The organism is Gottfriedia acidiceleris, from assembly GCF_050457485.1.
GTDB classification, from domain to species: domain Bacteria; phylum Bacillota; class Bacilli; order Bacillales; family Bacillaceae_G; genus Gottfriedia; species Gottfriedia acidiceleris_D.
Genome location: NZ_JBCMJM010000013.1, coordinates 1 through 21,912 on the forward strand (window position 1 = coordinate 1; position 21,912 = coordinate 21,912).

At 30.4% G+C, this 21,912-nt stretch carries 22 protein-coding genes; 16 read left to right on the forward strand and 6 right to left on the reverse strand.

Features of this window, described 5'->3' with window-relative positions:
- Positions 1-593: 593 nt before the first annotated feature.
- Together ABEY15_RS14080 and cspD are read right to left on the reverse strand one after the other, a co-directional pair.
- On the reverse strand, positions 594-839 hold the full coding sequence (locus ABEY15_RS14080) for a DUF2564 family protein (RefSeq protein WP_098429803.1): 246 nt from the start codon (positions 837-839) through the stop codon (positions 594-596).
- A 163-nt stretch (positions 840-1,002) separates the two neighbouring features.
- Complete coding sequence (gene cspD, locus ABEY15_RS14085) at positions 1,003-1,200, reverse strand: cold-shock protein CspD (protein ID WP_088072155.1); 198 nt, start codon at positions 1,198-1,200, stop codon at positions 1,003-1,005.
- Between the two features lie 298 nt (positions 1,201-1,498).
- On the opposite strand from cspD, the gene ABEY15_RS14090 reads away from it, so the two are divergent.
- From ABEY15_RS14090 to ABEY15_RS14105, 4 genes are all read left to right on the forward strand, one after another.
- Positions 1,499-1,729, forward strand: a complete 231-nt coding sequence (locus ABEY15_RS14090) for a hypothetical protein (RefSeq protein WP_429890770.1) — start codon at positions 1,499-1,501, stop codon at positions 1,727-1,729.
- A 152-nt stretch (positions 1,730-1,881) separates the two neighbouring features.
- Entirely contained in the window at positions 1,882-4,047 is a 2,166-nt protein-coding gene (locus ABEY15_RS14095) for a DNA topoisomerase III (RefSeq protein ID WP_429890772.1), read from the forward strand.
- 81 nt (positions 4,048-4,128) lie between these two features.
- The gene (locus ABEY15_RS14100) at positions 4,129-4,506 is read left to right on the forward strand and encodes a hypothetical protein (RefSeq protein WP_429890773.1); all 378 of its coding nucleotides are present in this window, start codon (positions 4,129-4,131) and stop codon (positions 4,504-4,506) included.
- A gap of 161 nt (positions 4,507-4,667) precedes the next feature.
- The gene (locus ABEY15_RS14105; RefSeq protein ID WP_429890774.1) at positions 4,668-5,036 is read left to right on the forward strand and encodes a DUF3979 family protein; all 369 of its coding nucleotides are present in this window, start codon (positions 4,668-4,670) and stop codon (positions 5,034-5,036) included.
- Here the strand turns inward: ABEY15_RS14105 and ABEY15_RS14110 are convergent.
- The gene (locus ABEY15_RS14110) at positions 5,033-6,082 is read right to left on the reverse strand and encodes a YkvI family membrane protein (protein WP_429890775.1); all 1,050 of its coding nucleotides are present in this window, start codon (positions 6,080-6,082) and stop codon (positions 5,033-5,035) included. The genes ABEY15_RS14105 and ABEY15_RS14110 overlap by 4 nt on opposite strands.
- Positions 6,083-6,284: 202 nt before the next feature.
- Here ABEY15_RS14110 and ABEY15_RS14115 point away from each other — a divergent pair, with 202 nt between their 5' ends.
- Complete coding sequence (locus tag ABEY15_RS14115; RefSeq protein ID WP_429890776.1) at positions 6,285-7,568, forward strand: MDR family MFS transporter; 1,284 nt, start codon at positions 6,285-6,287, stop codon at positions 7,566-7,568.
- A gap of 39 nt (positions 7,569-7,607) precedes the next feature.
- Here ABEY15_RS14115 and ABEY15_RS14120 read toward each other — a convergent pair whose 3' ends face one another.
- Together ABEY15_RS14120 and pssA are read right to left on the reverse strand one after the other, a co-directional pair.
- The gene (locus ABEY15_RS14120) at positions 7,608-8,546 is read right to left on the reverse strand and encodes a metal ABC transporter substrate-binding protein (protein ID WP_429890777.1); all 939 of its coding nucleotides are present in this window, start codon (positions 8,544-8,546) and stop codon (positions 7,608-7,610) included.
- A gap of 313 nt (positions 8,547-8,859) precedes the next feature.
- Positions 8,860-9,594, reverse strand: coding sequence for a CDP-diacylglycerol--serine O-phosphatidyltransferase (gene pssA / locus ABEY15_RS14125; protein WP_429890779.1), 735 nt, complete (start codon positions 9,592-9,594; stop codon positions 8,860-8,862).
- Between the two features lie 388 nt (positions 9,595-9,982).
- Here pssA and ABEY15_RS14130 point away from each other — a divergent pair, with 388 nt between their 5' ends.
- The 11 genes from ABEY15_RS14130 to ABEY15_RS14180 all read left to right on the forward strand — a co-directional run bounded on the left by ABEY15_RS14130 (position 9,983) and on the right by ABEY15_RS14180 (position 21,216).
- Entirely contained in the window at positions 9,983-11,614 is a 1,632-nt protein-coding gene (locus tag ABEY15_RS14130) for an ABC transporter substrate-binding protein (protein WP_429890780.1), read from the forward strand.
- Between the two features lie 507 nt (positions 11,615-12,121).
- The gene (locus ABEY15_RS14135; RefSeq protein ID WP_429890782.1) at positions 12,122-13,756 is read left to right on the forward strand and encodes an ABC transporter substrate-binding protein; all 1,635 of its coding nucleotides are present in this window, start codon (positions 12,122-12,124) and stop codon (positions 13,754-13,756) included.
- A gap of 156 nt (positions 13,757-13,912) precedes the next feature.
- On the forward strand, positions 13,913-14,515 hold the full coding sequence (locus ABEY15_RS14140) for a DedA family protein (protein WP_429890946.1): 603 nt from the start codon (positions 13,913-13,915) through the stop codon (positions 14,513-14,515).
- A gap of 69 nt (positions 14,516-14,584) precedes the next feature.
- Complete coding sequence (locus ABEY15_RS14145; RefSeq protein ID WP_056466479.1) at positions 14,585-14,770, forward strand: hypothetical protein; 186 nt, start codon at positions 14,585-14,587, stop codon at positions 14,768-14,770.
- A gap of 187 nt (positions 14,771-14,957) precedes the next feature.
- Complete coding sequence (locus tag ABEY15_RS14150; protein ID WP_098428984.1) at positions 14,958-15,899, forward strand: magnesium transporter CorA family protein; 942 nt, start codon at positions 14,958-14,960, stop codon at positions 15,897-15,899.
- A gap of 69 nt (positions 15,900-15,968) precedes the next feature.
- Positions 15,969-16,850, forward strand: coding sequence for a permease (locus ABEY15_RS14155; RefSeq protein ID WP_387326749.1), 882 nt, complete (start codon positions 15,969-15,971; stop codon positions 16,848-16,850).
- Between the two features lie 12 nt (positions 16,851-16,862).
- On the forward strand, positions 16,863-17,759 hold the full coding sequence (locus ABEY15_RS14160; protein ID WP_429890783.1) for a TIGR03943 family putative permease subunit: 897 nt from the start codon (positions 16,863-16,865) through the stop codon (positions 17,757-17,759).
- Positions 17,760-17,976: 217 nt separating this feature from the next.
- The gene (locus tag ABEY15_RS14165; protein WP_429890785.1) at positions 17,977-18,348 is read left to right on the forward strand and encodes a hypothetical protein; all 372 of its coding nucleotides are present in this window, start codon (positions 17,977-17,979) and stop codon (positions 18,346-18,348) included.
- Positions 18,349-18,616: 268 nt separating this feature from the next.
- Positions 18,617-19,744 (forward strand): stage II sporulation protein P, encoded by a 1,128-nt coding sequence (gene spoIIP / locus ABEY15_RS14170; RefSeq protein ID WP_429890787.1) that lies wholly within the window; start codon positions 18,617-18,619, stop codon positions 19,742-19,744.
- A 175-nt stretch (positions 19,745-19,919) separates the two neighbouring features.
- Positions 19,920-20,303, forward strand: coding sequence for a DUF3888 domain-containing protein (locus tag ABEY15_RS14175; protein WP_429890788.1), 384 nt, complete (start codon positions 19,920-19,922; stop codon positions 20,301-20,303).
- Between the two features lie 142 nt (positions 20,304-20,445).
- Positions 20,446-21,216 (forward strand): oxalate:formate antiporter, encoded by a 771-nt coding sequence (locus ABEY15_RS14180; RefSeq protein ID WP_429890790.1) that lies wholly within the window; start codon positions 20,446-20,448, stop codon positions 21,214-21,216.
- 170 nt (positions 21,217-21,386) lie between these two features.
- Here the strand turns inward: ABEY15_RS14180 and ABEY15_RS14185 are convergent, their stop codons facing one another.
- Entirely contained in the window at positions 21,387-21,740 is a 354-nt protein-coding gene (locus tag ABEY15_RS14185; RefSeq protein ID WP_429890791.1) for a permease, read from the reverse strand.
- Positions 21,741-21,912 lie beyond the last annotated feature (172 nt).

The window sequence follows — 21,912 nt, forward strand, 5'->3', positions numbered from 1 at the left end:
CCCGCTTATCCCATAGGAGTCAAGAACCCCTTTCGTTCCAATCAACTTATTCAATCAAAAAAGTCTGCAATAAATCCTAATCAAATAGCCTTTACTTAGAGTAACCTTACTGTTGTATATTAATCTGCCTGTAGTTCAATTAATGCCGAACATTAATTGAACTGATCAATTTAAATTGTTTTTCTAAAAATTAGCTTATAATTTAACTTCTGAAATAATCATTACTAGTGTTATTGGAATCATGAAAATGATAAAACATATTAACACATTTCATTATTAAAGAATCCGAAAAATAATAAATTCATCATTAAATAAATTTTCATTTAATGTCCGTTTTCCCTATTGACCATTTTATATTTCAACAAACTGAAAGAAGGTACTAATAAAAGTACCTTCTTTCAGTTTGTAGACAAAATACTAAAAGCTTGATTTTCAGACTGATTGCAAGCGCTTGTCTTTCGAGGCGCGAAGTCTGGTGAGGAGCGGAGTTACCTTAGACGGTAATGAGCACCGCAGACAGGCGAAGCAACGAAGAAAGCGAGCGTTTGTCAACAGTCAGAAAGAAGGTACTAATAAAAGTACCTTCTTTTTCGTTAAATCTGAGCCTCTCTTATTTGTTGCTCAACTTGCATTAAGTCTTCTTCTTGTTTCTTTAAAAACTCATCATCTAAATCAGTAGCAAGGCCCTTCATTTTTTCAAGCTGTTCTCTTGCTTGATTAACTGCAGTTGTTGCATCTGTTAATTGTTGCTCATCCATGCTCATTGTTGCATAGCCCACAAGCTTTTGAGCAGCTTTAACTTTCATTTCAACATCCTCAAAATTATTAAAGTTTGACATAAACACCCTCCTTATTTCACTTCGTAGTATTCCCAAATAAAACAGGAATCATGAAAAGCGAGAGGATTTTTTTGTTTAAGTATACTGAATAATTCTTATTATGATCTTTTAGGAAAAATAAAAAAGGACTGATAGATCAGTCCTTTATGTAGTCAAGTTTATATTATATCTTTACTACGTTAGCAGCTTGAGGTCCACGGTTACCTTCAACAATGTCAAAAGAAACTTCAGCACCTTCTTCTAAAGATTTGAATCCTTCAGTTTGGATTGCTGAGAAATGTACGAATACATCGTCTCCACCTTCAACTTCGATGAATCCGAAACCTTTTTCATTGTTGAACCATTTTACTTTTCCTTGCATTTTTCTTTTCCTCCTAAAACATTGCACATGAAGCGCGAAAGAATTTCCATTTATTAATAATTTTAATAATAAATGTTGAAATTAATATACAACTATTAAGAATATAAGTCAAGTAAGCGCTTAATATCAAAATATACATTCAATTGACTTAAAAATTTCATAAATAAAATAAAAAGTTAATGTGATTTTGTGAAATTATTCACAAATAGAAAAGTACATGATATACTACAACCATAGTAAGTAATTAATATTACTATTAAGAATCGATCTTGATTTCACTTTATAAAGAGACGGAGAGATGAAAATGATTCATTGTGAATGGATTGAATTTAATATTGAAAATGATTTAATGACAGAGGAAAAATTTGAAGAAATGATGAATGATACATTTCAAGCAATGATGGTTGACGAAAATAACTTTCCACAATATATATGGACAGCTAACTATGTTGTCATAGTAACAAAACGTATTAAAATATTAGAAGAAGTAGAATTTATACAAATACCACGTAATCCAGCGTGTAGTTAAAAGCGTCTAATTATTAAGAAAAGTAAAGGCAGTCTGAATTCTCTTGGCACTGCCTTTTTCTTCCTGCTTTCCCTACAATTACATAAGTTATATAATAACTATATCTAACAAATAAAGTGATACAAAAATTAGTTTAAATTGTGAGGAAGAAAATGAAATTAATTATTGCCGAAAAGCCTGATCAAGGTTTAAAGCTTGCAGCCCCTTTTAAATTTCAAAAGAAAAAAGGGTTCTTAGTCATTCAACCCAACGAGTTTTTTCCAAAAGGTGCTTATTTAACTTGGGCTATTGGGCATTTATGTGAGTTATTATCACCTGAAGAATATGATGAAAAATGGAAAAAGTGGTCATTAAATACTTTGCCAATTATACCTAATCGCTTCGGGCATAAAGTATCAAAAGGAAAATGGGATCAATTTTCAATCATTAAGAATTTAGTCCATTTAGATGAGGTTACTGAAATAATTCTTGCAGGTGACTGTGAACGGGAAGGAGAACATATCGTTCGCCTTATTTTAAATTTAGCTGGAAATAAAAAACCAATGAGAAGACTTTGGATTTCGTCATTAACAGAAAATGCTGTTAAAAAAGGATTTAGTCAACTATTGGATGAAAGTGAAACAAAAAGCTTATTCTTTGAGGCATATAGCCGCGCATGTGCTGATTGGTTAGTTGGGATGAATGCATCAAGAGTATATTCATTACATTTACAAAAAAAAGGAATTCAGGATGTATTTTCGTTAGGAAGAGTTCAAACACCTACATTAGCTCTTATTGTCAAAAGAGAGCTTGAGATTGAAAGGTTTAATTCCGAGCCTTATTGGGAGGTTTTTGCTACATTTCAATTTGATAAGCAAAAGTTTTTTGGAAAATGGCATAACGAATTAGAATCTAAAATTATGTCAAAGGAGTTAGCTGAAAAAATTGCTGGCTTTTGTGAAAATAAAAACGTAAAAATTACTGATATTGAGCAAGAAAGAAAAGAGTTTCAACCACCTTTTCTTTATAATTTATCGGCACTCCAAGCTGATGCAAACAGTAAATATAAATTTTCACCACAAAAAACACTCGAGATTGCACAAAAACTTTATGTCAAAGGGAATATTTCATACCCACGTTCTGACTCAAGTTTTATTACGAAAGAAGAAGCAATGATGCTCCCAGATATATTGAAAAAACTTGAAAATATTGAGCAATTTTCAAAATTCTTTCCTCTGCCAAATCAATCAATATTAAATAATAGTCGTTTCGTTAATGAGAAAAAGGTAACTGATCACTATGCAATTATTCCTACTGAGCAAGTACCAAATATCCATAAAATGAATGATGAGGAATTGAAAATATATGAATTAATTGTAAATCGTTTAATTAGTGCACATTATCCTAATTCAATTTTTGATTATACAACAATTCATACGTTAGTAGACGGTCGAGCGACTTTTATTTCAAAAGGGAAAATAATGGTTCAAGAAGGTTGGCGTAAAGTCATATTCGAAAAATCAAAAGAAAAAAATACAGAGGAACAAAATTTGCCCGTTGTTGAAACTGGGCAAGAAGGAATTGTTAAAAAGGTAGAGGTAAAAGAAAAGAAAACTCAAGCACCTAAACGATATACAGAGGGACAATTAATAACATTAATGAAGTCTGCCGGAAAACATATTGATAATCCGGAATTAACAAAAATACTAAATAAAACTGAAGGATTAGGTACTGAGGCAACTAGGGCTGGTATTATTGGTACTTTAAAAAACAGAAAATATATTGACGTTAAGAAAAATCAAGTTTTCGCTACAGATAAGGGGAAGCTTATAATTTATGCTCTAGGGGAAAATATTTTAACTTCACCTGAAATGACGGCAAAATGGGAACAGAGATTAAGTGAAATTGGTGATGGAAAAGCAAGTAGTCTAGAGTTTATGGACCAAACAAAAAAATTAACTGAAAAAATAATTCTTGATGCATATGAAAACGAAAAGATATGGAATTTTTCAGAATTTAAAATTGAAGAGATGCAAAATTCGAAGTTTGGTCCGAAGAAAAAGTCAACTAGTGTAGGAAAATGTATTAAATGCGGCGGTAAAATGATCGATAAAGGATCATTTTATGGTTGTGATCAATTCCAAAAAACAAAATGTGAAGTTACAATTTCAAAAAAAATATTAGGAAAAACAATTACAAAGGCGTTAATAAAGCAGTTGTTAAACGGTGAGACTACAGAAGTTATTAAAGGATTTTCAAAGGATGGCAAAGAATTTGAGGCTTCTTTAAAGTTTAATGAATCAGGAAAGATTATGTTTATCCAAAATTCCGTTAAATAAAGTGAGGCATAATGTAATTTAACTAGTCAATTCTATTTTTTATTGCATATACTTATATACAATGATAATAGGAGGATTAGAGTGAAGGAATTCTATAGCAATGAACAAGTTTTTCTAACTGGTGGAATTGTTCCTTCCGTCTATTCATTATGTATAGACTGTAATCGGAAAATTGTACATGTCCTTGACTTGGATCGAGTGGGTACTAGGCCTGTATATGTATCATTTTCTAACAGTTTTGCAGAAAATATTTTTGAACAAATAAGCTTATCAACGTTAGGAAGTTACTTAGAATATCAATACTTAATTTATACTACAGAAGGTATTGTGACAAAATGGAAAAATAACGAACTAGTAGCGTTAACTAATTTAGATGAATGTAAACCGGAATTCATTAGTCTAATGAAAGAAAGAAGAAATACATGGTCTAAATATAAAGCTTTATACGATCGAAAATAAATAAAAAGGATTACTCTTGATTTAAGAGTAATCCTTTTTCAATTTGAGAACAAAATTTCAGCATCTCCAATTTAACAAGATCTTTTGAACCGGCATATTCCTGTCTTTTCCTGTCTTTATTTGTTAAACTATCAACATATCATAAATTAGAAGGTGACAAAATGATTTGTTTTTTAGAAAATACCTTTCAAATAAAATTAGAAAAAAATGATAAAGGTGATTATCCGATTATTGTGACTGACGAAGGAATATATAGCGAGATGAGTCTGAAAGATAAACCTAGCACATATGTTAAGTTTATTATAAATGAATACGATGAGTTAACGATTGATTGGTATATAAAAAATGAAAATCGCTTCTCAGTAAAAAGCCTACAAGTTCATCAAATGATATTAATAAACGATCATGATGAAAATTCAATTCAATTTGTATTAGAACGTTGGCAAAGTAGGATGTTTAAGATTCAATGGAAGCCAAAGTTACACATTGAATTTGGTTTATATTATGAAGTTTGTGATGATTGCGATTAAGATGATTTTTTAGGTTTTAGTAAGGTTAGGATTACAAGAAAACTAATCCAACCGATAAGTGGATATAGGAATGTTAATAATGGTCCATAGCCAATAATGCTAATAAACAAGCAGCAAATTAATAATAAGATGACGACTAAATTTGTATTTAATCGGATATAAGAATTAATTTGTCTAGACATCCCATATATGTTTCCAACTAATGTGGTGAAAATTTCAGCTAGAATAACCAATAGGAAAAAGTAATAGAAAATTGGATGGATTTTTTTGATGACCTCTACCATTGGAATATCATATTGTTGAAAATTGGTTACACCTGATACGTTCAGGTGTATTAGTAATAAAATAGTGCCTAATATTAGGCCGCCTAATACACCGCCTTGAACAATAGATGATTTTTCTTTACATTCACAACCAATCGGTACTAAAACTGCCTGGGCTAATGCCATATTTAAACAAACATAGGTTATTGGTTTTGTAAACACTGTATAGTTAATCGTATTAATAGAAGGTAAAATATGGTCTAGTGTTATTTCATGCATCGTAAATGGTAAATGTGAGTTGATGAAAACTGCCAAGATAAAAGCACACATAATTGGGACTACCGTATTATTTAGACTGAATAAACCACTTGTCCCTTTTCTTAAAACCATAAAAGTCAAAATGATAAAAAATAATGATCCTATAAATGAATCAAAATGTAAGTAATTTTTAAATACAGCTCCAGCACCAGACAACATGACACTTGTAACACCAATTAAAACAAAGAATAACAGCCCATTAATAATATTTCCTCCGAGTTCTCCAAACAATAGTACATTAAATTGCTGAGCAGAATTTAATTTATATGTATGAGCAATTGTCATAATTTTAGTTCCAAACCAACAAAATAATATAGTAGCAAAAAGGATCCCCATTGCACCATATACCCCGTTTATTGAAAAGAACTCTACTATCTCTTTACCCGTGGCAAAACCTGCTCCGATCACTGTTCCGACATACGTAAAGGCTATATTTCGAGCTTCTTTACTAAAGTTGAATTTCATAGGAAGTCCTCCTAAATGTAGTACTAAATTGTATGATACATTTTAGGAAAATAGACATGCTCCCTTAGTAAAAGTTTATAAACAAATTAATTAAATGCATTGATTGTTATAGATTTCATATGAAGAAGGAAGTACCAATTAAAATTCAATTTACGCATTTTTTTAATTATGTTAAAGTGAGAAGGTTGGGGGGACGGACATCATGAATATACTTAAATGGAATTTTAATATGAAAATCAGGCTAGTTGCTGAGTTTTTCTTTGGATTATTCTTTTGGATGTATTTACCATTTTTAGCAATTTATTTTGCTGAAGAATTAGGTAAAGTGACAGCAGGGATCTTACTTATGTGCTCTCAAGCTGTTGGAGTATTTGCAAATTTAATCGGTGGATATTTGGCTGATACGTATGGCCGAAAACGAATGATGGTAATTTCAGCTTTCATTCAAGCTGGAGGAATGATTTTGCTAACAATTGCAAATTCACCAATTTTAAATTCTCCATGGCTAACTTTTTTAGGATTTGCAATAATTAGTGTCACAGGGATGCTCTATAATCCAGCAAGTTCGGCTATGGTAGCAGATACAGTTGAAGATAAAGATGAAAGAAACTTAGTCTTTGCTGTTTTTTATACGATGATAAATATTAATGTAGTAATCGGACCAATTATCGGAGGGATTTTATTTTTCAAAGCAAGATTTTTATTATTTGCTACATCTTCATTGATCTTTTTAATTGTCGCTTTTATGATTCTACTATTAATAAAGGAGTCATTACCAGACTCTGTAAGACAAGAAAAAGAAGCTTCTATTTCAAAAGTTTTAATGAAACAAGTAAAGAATTATCGTGTGATTTTTACTGATAAGGTTTTTTTCTTATTTGTTGCAGCTGGTATATTAATCTCTCAAACTTTTACTCAATTAGATTTATTATTAGCGGTTTATATAAAAGAAAGTATTCCTGTTCAAACATTATTTAGTTTTAGCGATTTTACTTTAAAGACAAATAGTGAAACATTATTTAGCTGGGTCATAGCCGAAAACGGTTTAATCGTAGCATTATTTACAGTTTTAGTAACGAAATTTGCGAATAAGTTTAATGAAAGATTTTTATTTTTTGCATCATCTGTTTGTTATGCTTTATCTATGTTATTGTTTGGATTCACGTTATCAGCCTATGTTATTTTTATTGCAATGGCACTCTTCACTTTAGGTGAGATATTAGTTGTAGGAAATCAGAACTCATTTATTGCAAAAATTGCTCCTGAAAATCAACGTGGACAGTATTTTGCAGCAGCAGGATTAAGATGGTCACTCGGAAGAACTATAGCACCATTGACGATTCCACTAGCTGGGCTAATTGGATATAAATGGACATTTAGCATAATTTCGATCCTAGCCTTGATTGGAGCATATTTATTTGAATTGATGTTTAAAGAAATCAAGAAAAAACCTGAACCGTTTTCTGATCATATGAAGGTAGGATAAGTAGTAGGAAAAGAGGACCCAACTGAGTGGGTCCTCTTTTTAACGGTTATTTAAAGTCTTATCTAATGTGTCGATATTTTCTTGCATTAAGTCGAAATAATCTTTATGTTTCTTTAAATCATCCTCTGAAATAGTTGCTAGGTGATTAAGTCTTAAGATTTCAGCATGGGTTTCATTTTTTACAACTGTTGCTACTTTTGGGGTAGCAAATGTTTCAAACAATATATATTTGACATTATGTTCTTTTACAAAATCAACAACTTTCTTTAAATCCTTCTGTGATGGCTCTTGAGAAGGGGAAAGTCCTGTGATTGGGATTTGTTCAATTCCATAATGTTGTTCCAAATATCCATAAGCTGCATGTGAAACGACAATATCTTTACGTGCAGAATGTAAAACTAAATTTCTTAATTCACTATCAAGCTCATCAAATTGATTTTCAATTTTATCATAATTTGCATCAAAGTATTGTTTGTTTTTCGGCATTAATTTAACTAATTCATCTCTAATATTTTGTGCTTCAATTTTTGCACGAGATGGATCTAACCAAACATGTGGATCAACGTCATGATGATCTTCATCTTCCTGAATTTCTTCTTCGTTTGACTTTATTAATTCGATATTTTTAGTTGCCTCTAAGATTGCAACATGATTATTTTTAAGTGTATCTTTGATTTTATCTGCAAAAGGTTCCATACCCGCACCATTGTAAACAAATAAATCGGAGTTTGCGATTTTTACTATTTGTTTAGAAGTTGGTTCAAAATCATGAGTATCAACACCAGTAGGGTATATGGAATGTACATCAACGTATTTACCACCAATTTTTTCAGCAAAATCTTGTAAAGGATAGATGGTTGTATAAATCGTTAGTTTATTTTTATTTTTAGTACTTTGCTGATGTGTGTCTTTATTGCAAGCTGACAGAACTACACTTGATAATAGCAAAGTCGTTATTGCTAATTTTTTAAATTTCATTTTTTTCTCTCCCTAAAAAAATTAATCATTTTAGTATTTTATAATGAGGTAGTTAATAAACGAATAAAGTTAAAATATTTTAATTAATTCGTAATCATTCCTTTTTATGTTTTAAAAAAAATATAAGATCATTCTTATCAATCTAATCAGTACATAAAATTAATCATATATTCAAAATCGTAATAAATACGATTTAATCCTTTGTCATTATAGAACAGTAATTATTAATGTGCAAGAAAAATGCGATTTAAAAGGATTAAAATAAAAAAAAGTATGCTTTGATGAAAAACAATGCATCAAAACATACTTTGTATTAAGACTTTCTTTTTAAACGGAATTTACGTGGTTTCTTATTTTCATTACTTGATTGTTTCTTTTTACTTTTGAAAAATTGAAAGAAAATAAAGAAGATGTAAAGCGGAATTGCTATATAAATAAAGAATGGCCACTGTTCTTTTTTAGCATGCCATACTAGATATAATGCGTATCCTAAAAAAATCGTAATAATTGTAGCATATTTAGGAATCGGAATATCTTTAAAGCTTGGAATTTTTATTCTACTAACCATTAAGAATGCTAATGCAACAAAAACTGTTATGATGACTATTTGCGGTATTCGACTTCCAAATAATGTTAAAAAGGCAACAAAACCACCAGCAGCTGTAATTGGTACTCCAGTAAAATATTTTAGTGATGTTGAAATCGGTGTAACATTGAATCTTGCTAATCTATATGCCCCAAACAGTGGGAATAAACCAGCAATTCCTAGACCAAAGATACCTTCAGTTGAAAATTGTGTACAATATACCAAATAGGAAGGTGCAACTCCAAAAGTAACTATATCAGCTAAAGAGTCTAGTTCTTTTCCTAATTGTGATTGAACTCCTAAAACTCTAGCAACTCGACCGTCCATACTATCGAGCATCATTCCTATTAAAATAAGAATTGCGGCATTTCTAAATTCTCCTTTAGCTGCAAAGCCGATCGATAGAAACCCACAATATAAATTCCCTAGAGTAAATAGGTTTGGAATACTTTTTCTTATCATACATTCACTTCCTAAACTTGATATAAAAAATAGATATGTTCAAATTCAATAAGATATATTATAACCCAAAATTTAGTAATAATGGAATCTAATAATTAAGTTCATAAAATGTTTCTAGAATCGACATAAAGTCTTATAAAAATTGTCGTATTTCATACCGAAAAAATATGTGAATAGTATTACAATCATTTTGCACTACACTAAAATTAATAAAAAATATGATAATTGAACTAGGAATTTGGGGGAATTTAATAAAAAATAAATTAAATATTAAAAAAATACTTTTTTTTCTGAAAAATATGTAGTATATTGAAAAAGTAAAAAGTGATTTTTCAGAAAAATAAGTAAATTATAAAATGAATAATCACTAATATTTGGAGGTGCACTAATGAAGCGTAGATTAGCAACAACTGTTTCAAGTTTATTGGTACTAAGTACGGTACTAGCAGCTTGTGGCAAAGACACAGAAAAAACAGCAACTAACTCACAGAAGGATAAGAAGCAAACGTTAAGGTTAACTACAACTACTGAGATTCCTTCAATGGATTCAGCAAAAACTACTGATTCAATGTCATTTGAAGTTTTAGACAATGTAAATGAAGGTTTACTTCGTTTAGGAGAGGGTGACGAAGTAGTAGACGGAGTTGCTAAGAAAGATTCGGTTGAAGTTAGTAAAGATGGTCTAACATATACATTCCATTTACGTGATACACAATGGTCAAATGGTGAGCCAGTAACTGCTAATGATTTCGTTTATGGTTGGCAACGTGCTGTAGATCCAAAAACTGCATCTGAATATTCATTCATTTTATACTATGTGAAAAATGCTGAAGCAATTTTCAATGGTAAAATGCCAAAAGACCAATTAGGTGTGAAAGCACTAGATGATAAAACATTACAAGTAACGCTAGAACAACCAACTCCTTATTTCTTACAATTAACTACTTTTGGAACATACTTACCTGAAAATCAAAAGTGGGTTGAGTCTAAAGGGAATCAATATGGTTTAGAAGCAAATACTCAATTATACAATGGTCCATTTACTTTAAGTGAGTGGAAGCATGAGCAAAGCTTTACATTAAAGAAGAATCCAAAATATTGGGACAAGGATTCAGTTAAGTTAGATGAAATTAAATACAATGTAGTTAAAGATACTTCTGCTGCAGTTAACTTATATGAAAACGGCGATATTGATAAAGTAATGCTTGATTCTGAGTATGTTGATAAATATAAAAGTGACCCTGAATACAAAACTCAATTAGATGCTCGTTTAGTATTCTTCCGTTTCAATGAAAAACTACCAATCTTTAAAAATGCTAAAGCTCGTAAAGCATTTGATTTAGCTTATGATAAATCAGCTATTACATCTTCAATTTTAAATGATGGTTCTAAACCAGCATACTGGTTAGTTCCTTCTGAGTGGGTAAAAGGCCCAGATTCAAAAGACTTCCGTGACCATAACGGTGATTTCAATAAATATAATGTGGAAGAAGCTAAAAAATTATGGGCAGAAGCTAAAAAAGAACTTGGTAAAGATACATTTGAGCTAAAAATGCTTTCTTATGATGATACAACTCGTAAAAAAGCTGCTGAGTATGTAGCTGGGGAGCTTGAGAAGAATTTACCTGGTTTAAAAATTACGGTAGCTCCACAACCGTTTGAAATTAAACTTGATAACGAGAAAAAATTAGATTATGACTTCTCATTCTCAGGTTGGGGTCCAGACTATCCAGATCCAATGACATTTATTGATATGTTCTTATCTAACAGTCCATTCAATGAAATGGCATACAACAATCCACAATATGATCAGCTTGTAAATGCTGCTAAGAAAGAAGCAGACCCACAAAAACGTTGGGATGATATGATTGAAGCTGAAAAAGTAATTATGGATGAAGCTGGTATTTCTCCTATTTACCAACGCGGTCGTGCATATTTACAAAAAGATTCTGTTAAAGGTATTATTGCGCACAAATTTGGCGGAGATTACTCTTACAAATGGGCATCTAACGAAAAATAATAATTTACACTTTAAAGAGAAGGGACAACCCTTCTCTTTTTTTAGAAATTTAATTTTAAACTGAAAATTATATTTTCTTTATTAAGTGAATAAGTCAGAAATTAAAAGTGAATGTTAAAAGGTGTCCAGGCGGATCACTTTTTTAGCTGTATACAGTTTTATTTTGGACTTGAAAAAAATTTATAAATCGAAAAATATGATTTAACTAAAAAAAGTATACATATTTGTCCAACTTTAATCATTTATTGAAATTGGGGCAATTATTAATAGTTTTGATTTAATATGCAAAAAAAGACTTCAAAATGTAGTTTTAAATTACAAAAAAGTAAAGATTTATTTAAATTTATTAATTTTTTTGAAAAAAATGTCGATTTTTTGTTGATATTTTCTAAAAAGTATGTAAAATAAGAATTAAGTTAAAGGTTATTAACTATTCGGACAATATAAATTGTTTGAATATTTTAATAGTTTTTAAGTCTAATTGTTTAATTTTGGGGAGGCAATCTAATGAAAAAGAAGGTATCGTATTTTCTATCTTTATCTGTTGCTGTGAGCATGCTTTTAACTGCATGTAACTCAGACAAGTCAAATGAAGGTAAAAAAGAAACAGCAAAAGCAAAACCACAAGTATTGAACTTACTAGGCGGAGCTGAACTACCAAGCTTAGATTCAAGTACTAGTACTGATGCTGAGTCTTTCAACGTTTTAGGTAACATTATGGAAGGTCTAAACACGTTAGGTAAAGATGATGTTGTACAACCTGGTATTGCAGAATCTTTTGATAAATCAGCTGATGGTTTAACTTATACATTCCACTTACGTGATGCTAAATGGTCTAATGGTGACCCTGTAACTGCAGGTGACTTCGTTTACGGTTGGAAACGTGCTGCAGATCCTAAAAATGCATCTGAGTATGCATTCATGTTGAATGTATTACAAAACGGTGAAGATGTTACTACTGGTAAAAAACCAGTTGATCAATTAGGAGTTAAAGCTGTTGATGATAAAACTTTAGAAGTTACATTAGCAAAAGCTATTCCATATTTTGATTCTTTAGTAACTTTCCCTACATTCTTACCATTAAATCAAAAATATGTTGAATCTCAAGGTAAAAACTACGGTTTAGAAGCATCTAATTTAATTTTCAATGGTCCATTTGAATTATCAGAGTGGAAACATGATGAAAGCTACAAGTTAGTTAAAAACCCTGACTACTATGATGCTAAAGACGTAAGCTTAAAAGAAATCAACTTTAAAATCGTAAAAGACCCACAAACTGGAGTTAACTTATATGAGTCTGGTGATGTTGACCGTGCTGGTTTAACTGCAGAGTTTGTTGACAAATACAAATCTAGCCCTGACTACGGAACAACTAAAGAGCCAACTGTATTCTTCTTACGTGTAAACGAATCGAAAAATCCAGCTCTTAAAAACGTTAACATCCGTAAAGCTTTAAACGAATCGTTTGACCGTGAAGCAATTACTAGCGTAATCTTAAATAACGGTTCAGTACCTTTATACGGTTTAGCTCCAAGTAACTTCTTAGATGCTAATGGTAAAGACTTCCGTGATGCTTCTGGACAACTTGTAAAATACGATCCAGCTGATGCTAAAACATTATGGGAACAAGGATTAAAAGAAATCGGTAAGAAAGATGTTTCAATCGAATTATTAGGTTCAGATACTGAAACTAACAAAAAAATCAGTGAGTACCTACAAGGCGAATTCACTAAAAACTTACCAGGTTTAAAAATTAACATTAAATCAGTTCCATTTGCACAACAATTAGACTTAAACTCTAAGAAAGATTATGACATCTCATTCGGCGGATGGGGTCCAGACTACAAAGACCCAATGACATACTTCGATATGTGGACTAGTCAAAGCCCATTCAACCAAATGGGATTCTCTAACAAAGATTATGATAAGTTAATCTCACAAGCTGGTTCTGAATTCTTATTAGACCCAACTAAGCGTTCTGATGCATTCTTACAAGCAGAGAAAATCTTAGTACAAGACAATGCTGCAATTCTTCCAATTTACCAACGTGCTATTGCATACGTTATGAAGCCAAAAGTAACTGGATTAATTGAGCATGCATTCGGACCAGATTACACTTACAAAAACGTTGTAATTAAATAATTAAGAAATGATAAAAGGCTGTTCTAATGTCAGGTCACTGACTTGGACAGCCTTTTTTTATATGAAATAATACGCTCAAATGAGTATTTCTTTATTTTGACATATTTTATCGTGCTATGTATTATCATTGTAGTACAAGTTGTTTTTGAGAGGGGGATCCTATTGACAAATATCATACATCAGATATTAGAATTTTTTGCATCATTAGGATATTTAGGAGTAGCATTAGGATTAATGATAGAGGTTATTCCGAGTGAGATTGTTTTAGCATATGCTGGTTATCTTGTAGCCGGGGGGCATATAAATTTTGTAGGTGCTTTAATAGCAGGTGTGATCGGGGGAACTATTGCACAATTATTTTTATATTGGTTAGGTTATTTTGGTGGTCGACCAATCATTGAAAAATATGGTAAATATATTCTAATTAATAAGCATCATCTTGATTTAGCTGAAAAATGGTTTTCAAAATATGGCGTAGGAGTAGTGTTTACGGCGCGCTTTATTCCAGTTGTTAGACATGCCATTTCGATTCCAGCGGGACTAGCAAAGATGCCAATAAGCAAATTTACACTTTATACAGTTCTTGCAATCATTCCCTGGTCTATACTATTTATCAAAATAGGTGAGAAATTAGGTAAAAACTGGGAAGCTGCTAAAACTGTTTTAGCTCCATATACCCCAATGCTAATCATTATAGCGATCGCTTTATTTGTTGTATATTTTTTAATAAAAAAATTAGTAGCAAAAGGTAGAAAATAAAATAAATATGATTTGTTTTACATTATATTACATATAATATGATAAATTTCAATTGGAAGGATGAATTTTATGTATTCTATGTCGTATGATGCATTAAAATCTGATTTATCAAATACTCTTTCAAATGTTCAAAATCAATTGAATACGGAAGATTATTCATTACATACAAAAGAGCAATTACAAAGTCAGTTAGAAGTTTATCAATACATTGATGAACTAAGTGATATGCATTATTTTTATAAAAGCGGATACTAAAAAATAGGTCACTAAAAGTGGCCTTTTTCTTTATTTGTGAATAGTATAAATGCTCACTAAAATAGCTGCTTAAAAGCGTTTGATTATTAGAAAATGGACTTTCTTTTTAATAAAGGTTGAAACATATATAAATGTTTCGTATGCTATTATTGTGTAGTTTTTGTTTTAGAATTAGAGGTGAATTAAGATGCTAAATTTTTATCTTTCAGATGCACAAGGGAAACTAAATCAAGTCGATGTTATTGAGAAAGGTTGTTGGATCAATGCGATCAATCCAACAGAACAAGAAATTCAATATCTAGTTCAAAAATTAGACTTAGATTTAGATTTTATTAAAGACCCACTTGATGATGAAGAACGTTCAAGGATAGAGGTTGAAGGGGAACACACTCTAATTATTGTTGATATTCCAATTGTAGCTCATGATGATAATGGGCACACAATTTTTGATACAATACCAATCGGGATGATTATTTCATCCAGCACTTTTGTCACAATCTGTTTAAGTGAAAATCCAATCTTTGAACGATTTATTTACCAAAAAGTAAAAGGCTTCTTTACGTTTAAAAAGACTAGATTTGCACTTCAACTATTGCATACGACATCATCATATTATTTACGTTATCTTAAACAAATTAATCGCAAAACAAATGAAATTGAAGCCGAATTACATCAATCTACGAGAAACCAAGAGTTATTTACAATGCTGAACCTTGAAAAAAGTCTTGTTTATTTTACGACTTCATTAAAATCGAATAAAATCGTCATGCAAAAAATCCTTAAAGGGAATATTTTAAAAATGTATGAAGATGATGAAGATTTATTAGAAGATGTTATTATTGAAAATAAACAGGCAATAGAGATGGCAGAAGTATACAGTAATATCTTAAGTGGAATGATGAATACATTTGCTTCGGTTATCTCAAATAATTTAAATATTGTAATGAAATTTTTAACTTCTATTACAATTATTTTATCAATTCCAACAATGGTTTCAAGTTTTTATGGGATGAACGTTGATCATATCCCATTAGCAAATATTCCACATGCGTTTCCAATCGTAATAGGTATATCTGCAATATTATCAACAACAATTGCATTAATATTTTGGAAAAAAAGGTACTTTTAACTCACAAAGCCGCCGGTTATTCGGAGGTTTTGTGAGTTTTCATTTTTAAAAGTACATGGGAGAGAGATTATGAGTACGAATTTTTATCATTCGTTTTTACAAATGAATACGATCTTTATTTCGATTGTAGTTGAAGCACTGCCATTTATTTTAATTGGTGTTTTTATATCGGGGATCATTCAAATATTTATTACTGAGGAAATGTTATATAAGATAATACCAAAAAATAGATATCTAGCAGTATTAGTAGCTATATTATTGGGATTTATTTTCCCAGGTTGTGAGTGCGGAATTGTACCAATTGTAAGTAGGCTGATAAAAAAAGGTGTGCCTCACTATGTAGCGGTGGCGTTTATGTTAACAGGGCCAATTATTAACCCAATTGTACTGTTTGCAACATTTATTGCATTTGGTAATAATATTGAAATGGTTATTTATCGTGCTGGAGCTGCTATGATCATTGCTTATATAATAGGTATTGTATTATCATATTTAAAAATCGAGAATCCATTAAAACACGATCTAGTTACAATTCCAGTTGATCATTCAATTCCTGCTAGGAAAAAATTATGGAGTGTTTGTGTACATGCTATAGAAGAATTTTTCTCTATGGGTAAGTTTTTAATTTTAGGTGCATTTATTGCAGCATTCGTACAAACATTTATTCCAACTTCAACATTAATGCATATAGGTAATGGACAAGTTGCTAGTATTCTAGTGATGATGGCATTAGCTTTTATTTTATCACTTTGTTCTGAGGCTGATGCATTTGTAGCATCTTCATTTCAAAGTACGTTTTCTTTAAACTCAATCGTTGCGTTTATGGTTATTGGTCCAATGATTGATATAAAAAATACATTAATGTTATTCCAACATTTCAAAAGTCGATATGTATTCATTATTATTGGATTAGTTATTGTATTAACGTTTTTCACAACATTATTCATTTAAGGGAGAATCAATATGGCAAGAGCATATGTACTATTAGGATTTACCTTCTTTTTAATGCAATTGCATATTAAAGGTACGATCTCAAAATATATTAATATGAAATACTCTTATTTATCTCTGACAGCTGGGATATTATTTGCATTTCTAACTTTAATTCAAGTAATTCATACTTTAAGAACTAGTCATGATGAAGACGAAGAGCATAGACACGAGCATGACCACGACCATGGCCACCATCATGATCATAATTGTGATCATACTTGTGTACATGGACATATTCATAAAGAAGCAAAAGGGTTTAAAAAGTTTTTAAATGGCTTAGTTTTCATCTTTCCATTGTTTACAGGTATATTTTTGCCCGTTGCAACTTTGGACTCTACGATTGTACAAGCAAAAGGGTTTCATTTCCCTGTTTCAGAACCGGGTAATAATGATCCTTTTATGCAAAGGCAGTATTTAAAGCCTGATTTAAGTATTTATTATGGGCAAGAAGGATATCAAAAATTAATTAAACAAGAATCAAAAGAATATATAAATAAGAAAAGCATTGTCCTAAATGATTATGACTTTCTTAAAGGAATGGAAGTTTTATATGATGAGCCTGGAAAATATTTAGGAAAGCAATTAACTTATAAAGGCTTTATTTATCATGAAAAAGGACTAAAAAAGAATCAAGTTTTCTTATTTAGATTTGGAATTATTCACTGTGTTGCAGATTCCGGTGTATATGGAGTGCTAATTGACTTGCCTGATGGGCAAACGTTTAAAAATGATCAATGGATTGAAGCTACTGGTAATATACAACAAATGTACTATCAACCATTTAAAGTAAACATTCCTTATTTAGACGTCACTAATATTAAGGAAATTCAACCACCAAAAGATGAATATGTTTATCGTAACAAGTAAAATGAGCCTAATTGGCTCATTTTTTTTTACTTTCAGGATAAACAACTAACAAATTCTGATAAAAAAGACTGCTTTTAAAATTTCATTTACCGGAATGAAATTAAAAATAGAAAAATAAAATAAAAAACTTGTTCATATCTAGACATGTACACATTCAATATCTAAATTTCTACGTATGTTATAAATGTACAATAAATAATTATAGAGGTGTTCTTAAATGTGGGGATTTTGTGGTTGCAATCGTAGAAGAGAAGAAAGAGAAGAAGTATCTCCTGCAAGAGATATGAGAGAGTTCGTTGAAGTTCGTAAACCATGTCGTGATTGCGATAAAGATGATCGTGGGATGGAAATGGCAGAAATGAATGAAATGCCAGAAATGGAAGAAATGCCAAAAATGGAAGAAATGGTTGAAAACACAAATACTAGCCGTAACAGAGGTTGTGGATGTGGAAGAAACAAAAGAAGATCAAATAACAATAGTATGGTATCACCTGCTACAAGCTCATTCTGTCAACAACAAGTAGAAGCTGCAAGAACTGGTTGCGTTGCGAATCCGTTAACAATCTTCGGCCGTTGCAATAGAATTTAAGATTTAGAAATCAACTTGATCTTTACAATATACGAACTTTTTTTTAGGAGGTGTCTATCTAGACATCTCTTTTTTTATTTTTAAATAAAGTCTAATATAATTCTCTAAAATCCAGTTTTCCTTAATCCTTCTTTAATCGAGAGCAAACTAGATGGAAATCAACAATTTTATCCATTGGAAAAAGTGATCTAGATTAATTAACATGATTTAATAATTTTTCCCTTCTATTTTATAGGGCTTGTACATACGTTTTATTAGAGGTGATTTAATGAGACAATCAATATATATAAAATCTATTAATTTTAAACGTGTAACGGCAAGTGTCTTTGTAGGCATTGTCTTATTATTTTTGTTAGCAAGTTTATTTGTGACATCAATGAAAAATACTAAATCATATTATGTGCATCAATGGTTTGAAAAAATGAGTTATGAAGGATTTATTAAAGCGTTTGAATATGAAAATGGTCATTTTAAGGTAGGTGACGATTCTACTAAAAATGGACAACCTATCGGTAATATACTTTTTTCATTTATTACAAATATTAGACTGTACGATCCGAAAAGTTTATTAGTACATGAAATATCTAGTATGACAAAATTTGAAAATAATATCCTAGTTGCTGGAGAAGGAATTGATTTTACAAATCTTCCAATAGAATCAAGCTTAACACTTGACGAAATTAACCAAAATCCAACTGTTAAAGATCCAGTGAATGAACCAATTAAAAATCCAACAAGTCCACCATCAAAAACTACAAATGGAAAAGATGTCTTTTTTATTTACCACACACATAGCTGGGAATCATTTTTACCTTTAATCCCAGGTGCAAAGTCGCCAAATCAAGCTTCTTCTCCAAAAGTAAATGTTAGCTTATTAGGTGAACGATTGAAAAAGAATTTAGAAGCAAATGGAATCGGTGCGATTGACGATAAAACAAATATTGGAGCTGAATTAACGAAAAGAAATTGGAATTGGGGAAGTTCATATAAAATGTCTAGATTGGTTGTACAAGATGCGCTTTCTCAAGATCAAGATTTAAATTATCTTATTGATATACACCGTGATGATCAAAGAAAAAATGTGACAACTACTGAAATTAATGGGCAAAAATACGCAAAGCTATACTTTATTGTTGGAGTAGAAAACAAAAATTATAGAAAAAACTTAGCGTTAGCTAAAGATTTAAATAGTGAAATTATGAAATTTAACAAAGGTTTAACAAGAGGAATATTTAGTAAAAACTATAAACAAGGAAATGGCGTATATAACCAAGATTTATCACCGCACTCAATATTAATAGAAGTAGGTGGAGTCGATAATACATTACCTGAACTTTATAGAACAATTGACTTGCTCTCAGATATCTTGAGTAAATACTATTGGGATCATCAATAGTAGTTAAAAGAAAAAAGAAGACCACGAAAAGAAAAACTTTTCATGGTCTTCTTTTTTCATTATTCTTTAAAATTCCTATTCCTGGATTCATTTAAACTCTCTTTCATAACCATCAGTAAATTGTAAAGAATAGATACTAAGTAATTTGTTAAAGCCTTAAGATGGAGGGTTAGAAATGAAAAGAGGATTTATTATCGTACTATTAATGTGCTTAATTGGGACATCAAAACCGGCAAATGCATTTGCGGTACAAAATGAAGTATTAGAAGATGCAGTATTATCAATTCTTTTTCCTAGTATAAATAACCGTTTATATAAAATGTTCGGTCCAGGAGAACAATATAATTGTGCGACATTAACAAATATAAAAAAGAAATATAATGGTACATACGTATTCGGAGCAACAATTCAATTAATTGCATATAAACAAGATCAACAACCACCTTACACTCTTGTTAAATTTAATTTTTCAAATGATGACGGAGAATGGAGTATTCGCTCTGTTACGAAAGAACCAATTCAAACAAAAACTACATCTTTATGTAGGCCACCTGTATAAGATTGATTTGAGGTAGAGTGTGATATTTTGGTAAAAAATGTAAAATAATATTAGGTAAAAAGAATTAAATTTATCATTTTTGATGATAAATTTAGTATAAAGTATGATATGATAAAGAAAAAAATTAAAGGTGGCAATATCGTTGGCGGGAATTGATTCAATAAAGGATATTATCTATATTTATGGTGATAACCATAATCATTGCTTTATCACATCAGGCATAAATTATAAAGAGTTTGTTCAAGGACTTCCTTTTCCTCTTCAAAACATTCTTTTGCTAAAACACGATATTCAATGGTCCGAATTTAATTTAAATTCCTCTTTTTATTATGTTGAAAGAGAATATATTAATCAATTTATTTTAGAACATAGTGAACATGATGACCTCTGTTGGATCGATTTTGAAGAATTAGCAGATTTAGATGAGCTAGAGCCTAAAGAAATTGCAGAATTACTGTATCTTGCTCACAAAAAAGAACCATTACAAAAACCTTTTATACCAAGATTAAACAATTCTTTTGCATACATGAACATAAGTGATGGAATGTATCAAAAGGTTTATTATAAAAGAACTAACGACTTTATTTTTATGCTTTGTAATGTCATTTCATATAAAATTACACAACTTCAGAGAAGAAGTTTAAATATATTTAATCGTTCAAAACAAATTAATCCAATCAATATTAAATTAATGTTGACATTATACCCTTTAATGGAAGATGGATTAATAATTGATCTAAGTGAAAGAGTTGAAAATAGAAAAGTAATCGAAATCCCTATTTTCAGAGTTGATTTTTATTCTGGAGTAGATGAAATTTTAGAAAATGTCGAAGAGTATCGAGATCTTACAAATCATTTTGCAAATTTAACTTATTCAAAGAAAGATGATGAATGGTCTGTAGTTCAAGTTTAAAAATATTAATTGTCATTCGATTTGTGATGTTAACTTATATTGAAAAAGTAAGTGAATGTTGCAGGGAATTTAAATGGACCTTTAAGGTTCTTTCAGTGCGTAGATGAAGTACAAAAATTATCTATTCTGAAAGGACCTTAAAGGTCTTTTTTTGCTTTTTCAATCTATCCTTAAAGAATTGCACTTAGGACAATTAATAAATTATAGAAAATAGTTACAATTACCGAAAATAATCCAAATCCAATTGCTGTATATCCTAAAGTGGAATGACCTTTAGTTACAGAGTATATTCCAAGTGCAATTCCAACGATTCCAAATAAAACAGGCATTAAAAATAACGAAAATAGTGAAAAAAATAGAGCTACGTATCCAATTACAATTCCAGAGGTATGAGATTTATCTGAAGTTGTTTCCGAATAAAACACATTCCTTGTGGGATAAAACTCTGCACTATATTCTTCATTTTGATCCTTTGGTAAATTGTGATTACGTTTGTGTTCTTTATGTTTTTTATGACGATACATATAATTACACTCCTTTCTTTTAATGCCTTATCTTTAGTATGTAACTTTGAATTCCATTGATAAGTAGAAAGTATTAGTAATTTTGAATGATATGATTAAAAAATTTCGAATTTTTAAAAATGAATTATTTGTAAAATTGTGCTATAATTTTGATTATAATGAAGTGCAATTG

Coding starts and splice junctions, on each gene's coding strand:
- ABEY15_RS14080 (WP_098429803.1), bottom strand. CDS start 839: ATGTCAAACTTTAATAATTTTGAGGATGTTGAAATGAAAGTTAAAGCT.
- cspD (WP_088072155.1), bottom strand. CDS start 1,200: ATGCAAGGAAAAGTAAAATGGTTCAACAATGAAAAAGGTTTCGGATTC.
- ABEY15_RS14090 (WP_429890770.1), top strand. CDS start 1,499: ATGAAAATGATTCATTGTGAATGGATTGAATTTAATATTGAAAATGAT.
- ABEY15_RS14095 (WP_429890772.1), top strand. CDS start 1,882: ATGAAATTAATTATTGCCGAAAAGCCTGATCAAGGTTTAAAGCTTGCA.
- ABEY15_RS14105 (WP_429890774.1), top strand. CDS start 4,668: ATGATTTGTTTTTTAGAAAATACCTTTCAAATAAAATTAGAAAAAAAT.
- ABEY15_RS14110 (WP_429890775.1), bottom strand. CDS start 6,082: ATGAAATTCAACTTTAGTAAAGAAGCTCGAAATATAGCCTTTACGTAT.
- ABEY15_RS14115 (WP_429890776.1), top strand. CDS start 6,285: ATGAATATACTTAAATGGAATTTTAATATGAAAATCAGGCTAGTTGCT.
- ABEY15_RS14120 (WP_429890777.1), bottom strand. CDS start 8,546: ATGAAATTTAAAAAATTAGCAATAACGACTTTGCTATTATCAAGTGTA.
- pssA (WP_429890779.1), bottom strand. CDS start 9,594: ATGATAAGAAAAAGTATTCCAAACCTATTTACTCTAGGGAATTTATAT.
- ABEY15_RS14130 (WP_429890780.1), top strand. CDS start 9,983: ATGAAGCGTAGATTAGCAACAACTGTTTCAAGTTTATTGGTACTAAGT.
- ABEY15_RS14135 (WP_429890782.1), top strand. CDS start 12,122: ATGAAAAAGAAGGTATCGTATTTTCTATCTTTATCTGTTGCTGTGAGC.
- ABEY15_RS14145 (WP_056466479.1), top strand. CDS start 14,585: ATGTATTCTATGTCGTATGATGCATTAAAATCTGATTTATCAAATACT.
- ABEY15_RS14150 (WP_098428984.1), top strand. CDS start 14,958: ATGCTAAATTTTTATCTTTCAGATGCACAAGGGAAACTAAATCAAGTC.
- ABEY15_RS14155 (WP_387326749.1), top strand. CDS start 15,969: ATGAGTACGAATTTTTATCATTCGTTTTTACAAATGAATACGATCTTT.
- ABEY15_RS14160 (WP_429890783.1), top strand. CDS start 16,863: ATGGCAAGAGCATATGTACTATTAGGATTTACCTTCTTTTTAATGCAA.
- ABEY15_RS14165 (WP_429890785.1), top strand. CDS start 17,977: ATGTGGGGATTTTGTGGTTGCAATCGTAGAAGAGAAGAAAGAGAAGAA.
- spoIIP (WP_429890787.1), top strand. CDS start 18,617: ATGAGACAATCAATATATATAAAATCTATTAATTTTAAACGTGTAACG.
- ABEY15_RS14175 (WP_429890788.1), top strand. CDS start 19,920: ATGAAAAGAGGATTTATTATCGTACTATTAATGTGCTTAATTGGGACA.
- ABEY15_RS14185 (WP_429890791.1), bottom strand. CDS start 21,740: ATGTATCGTCATAAAAAACATAAAGAACACAAACGTAATCACAATTTA.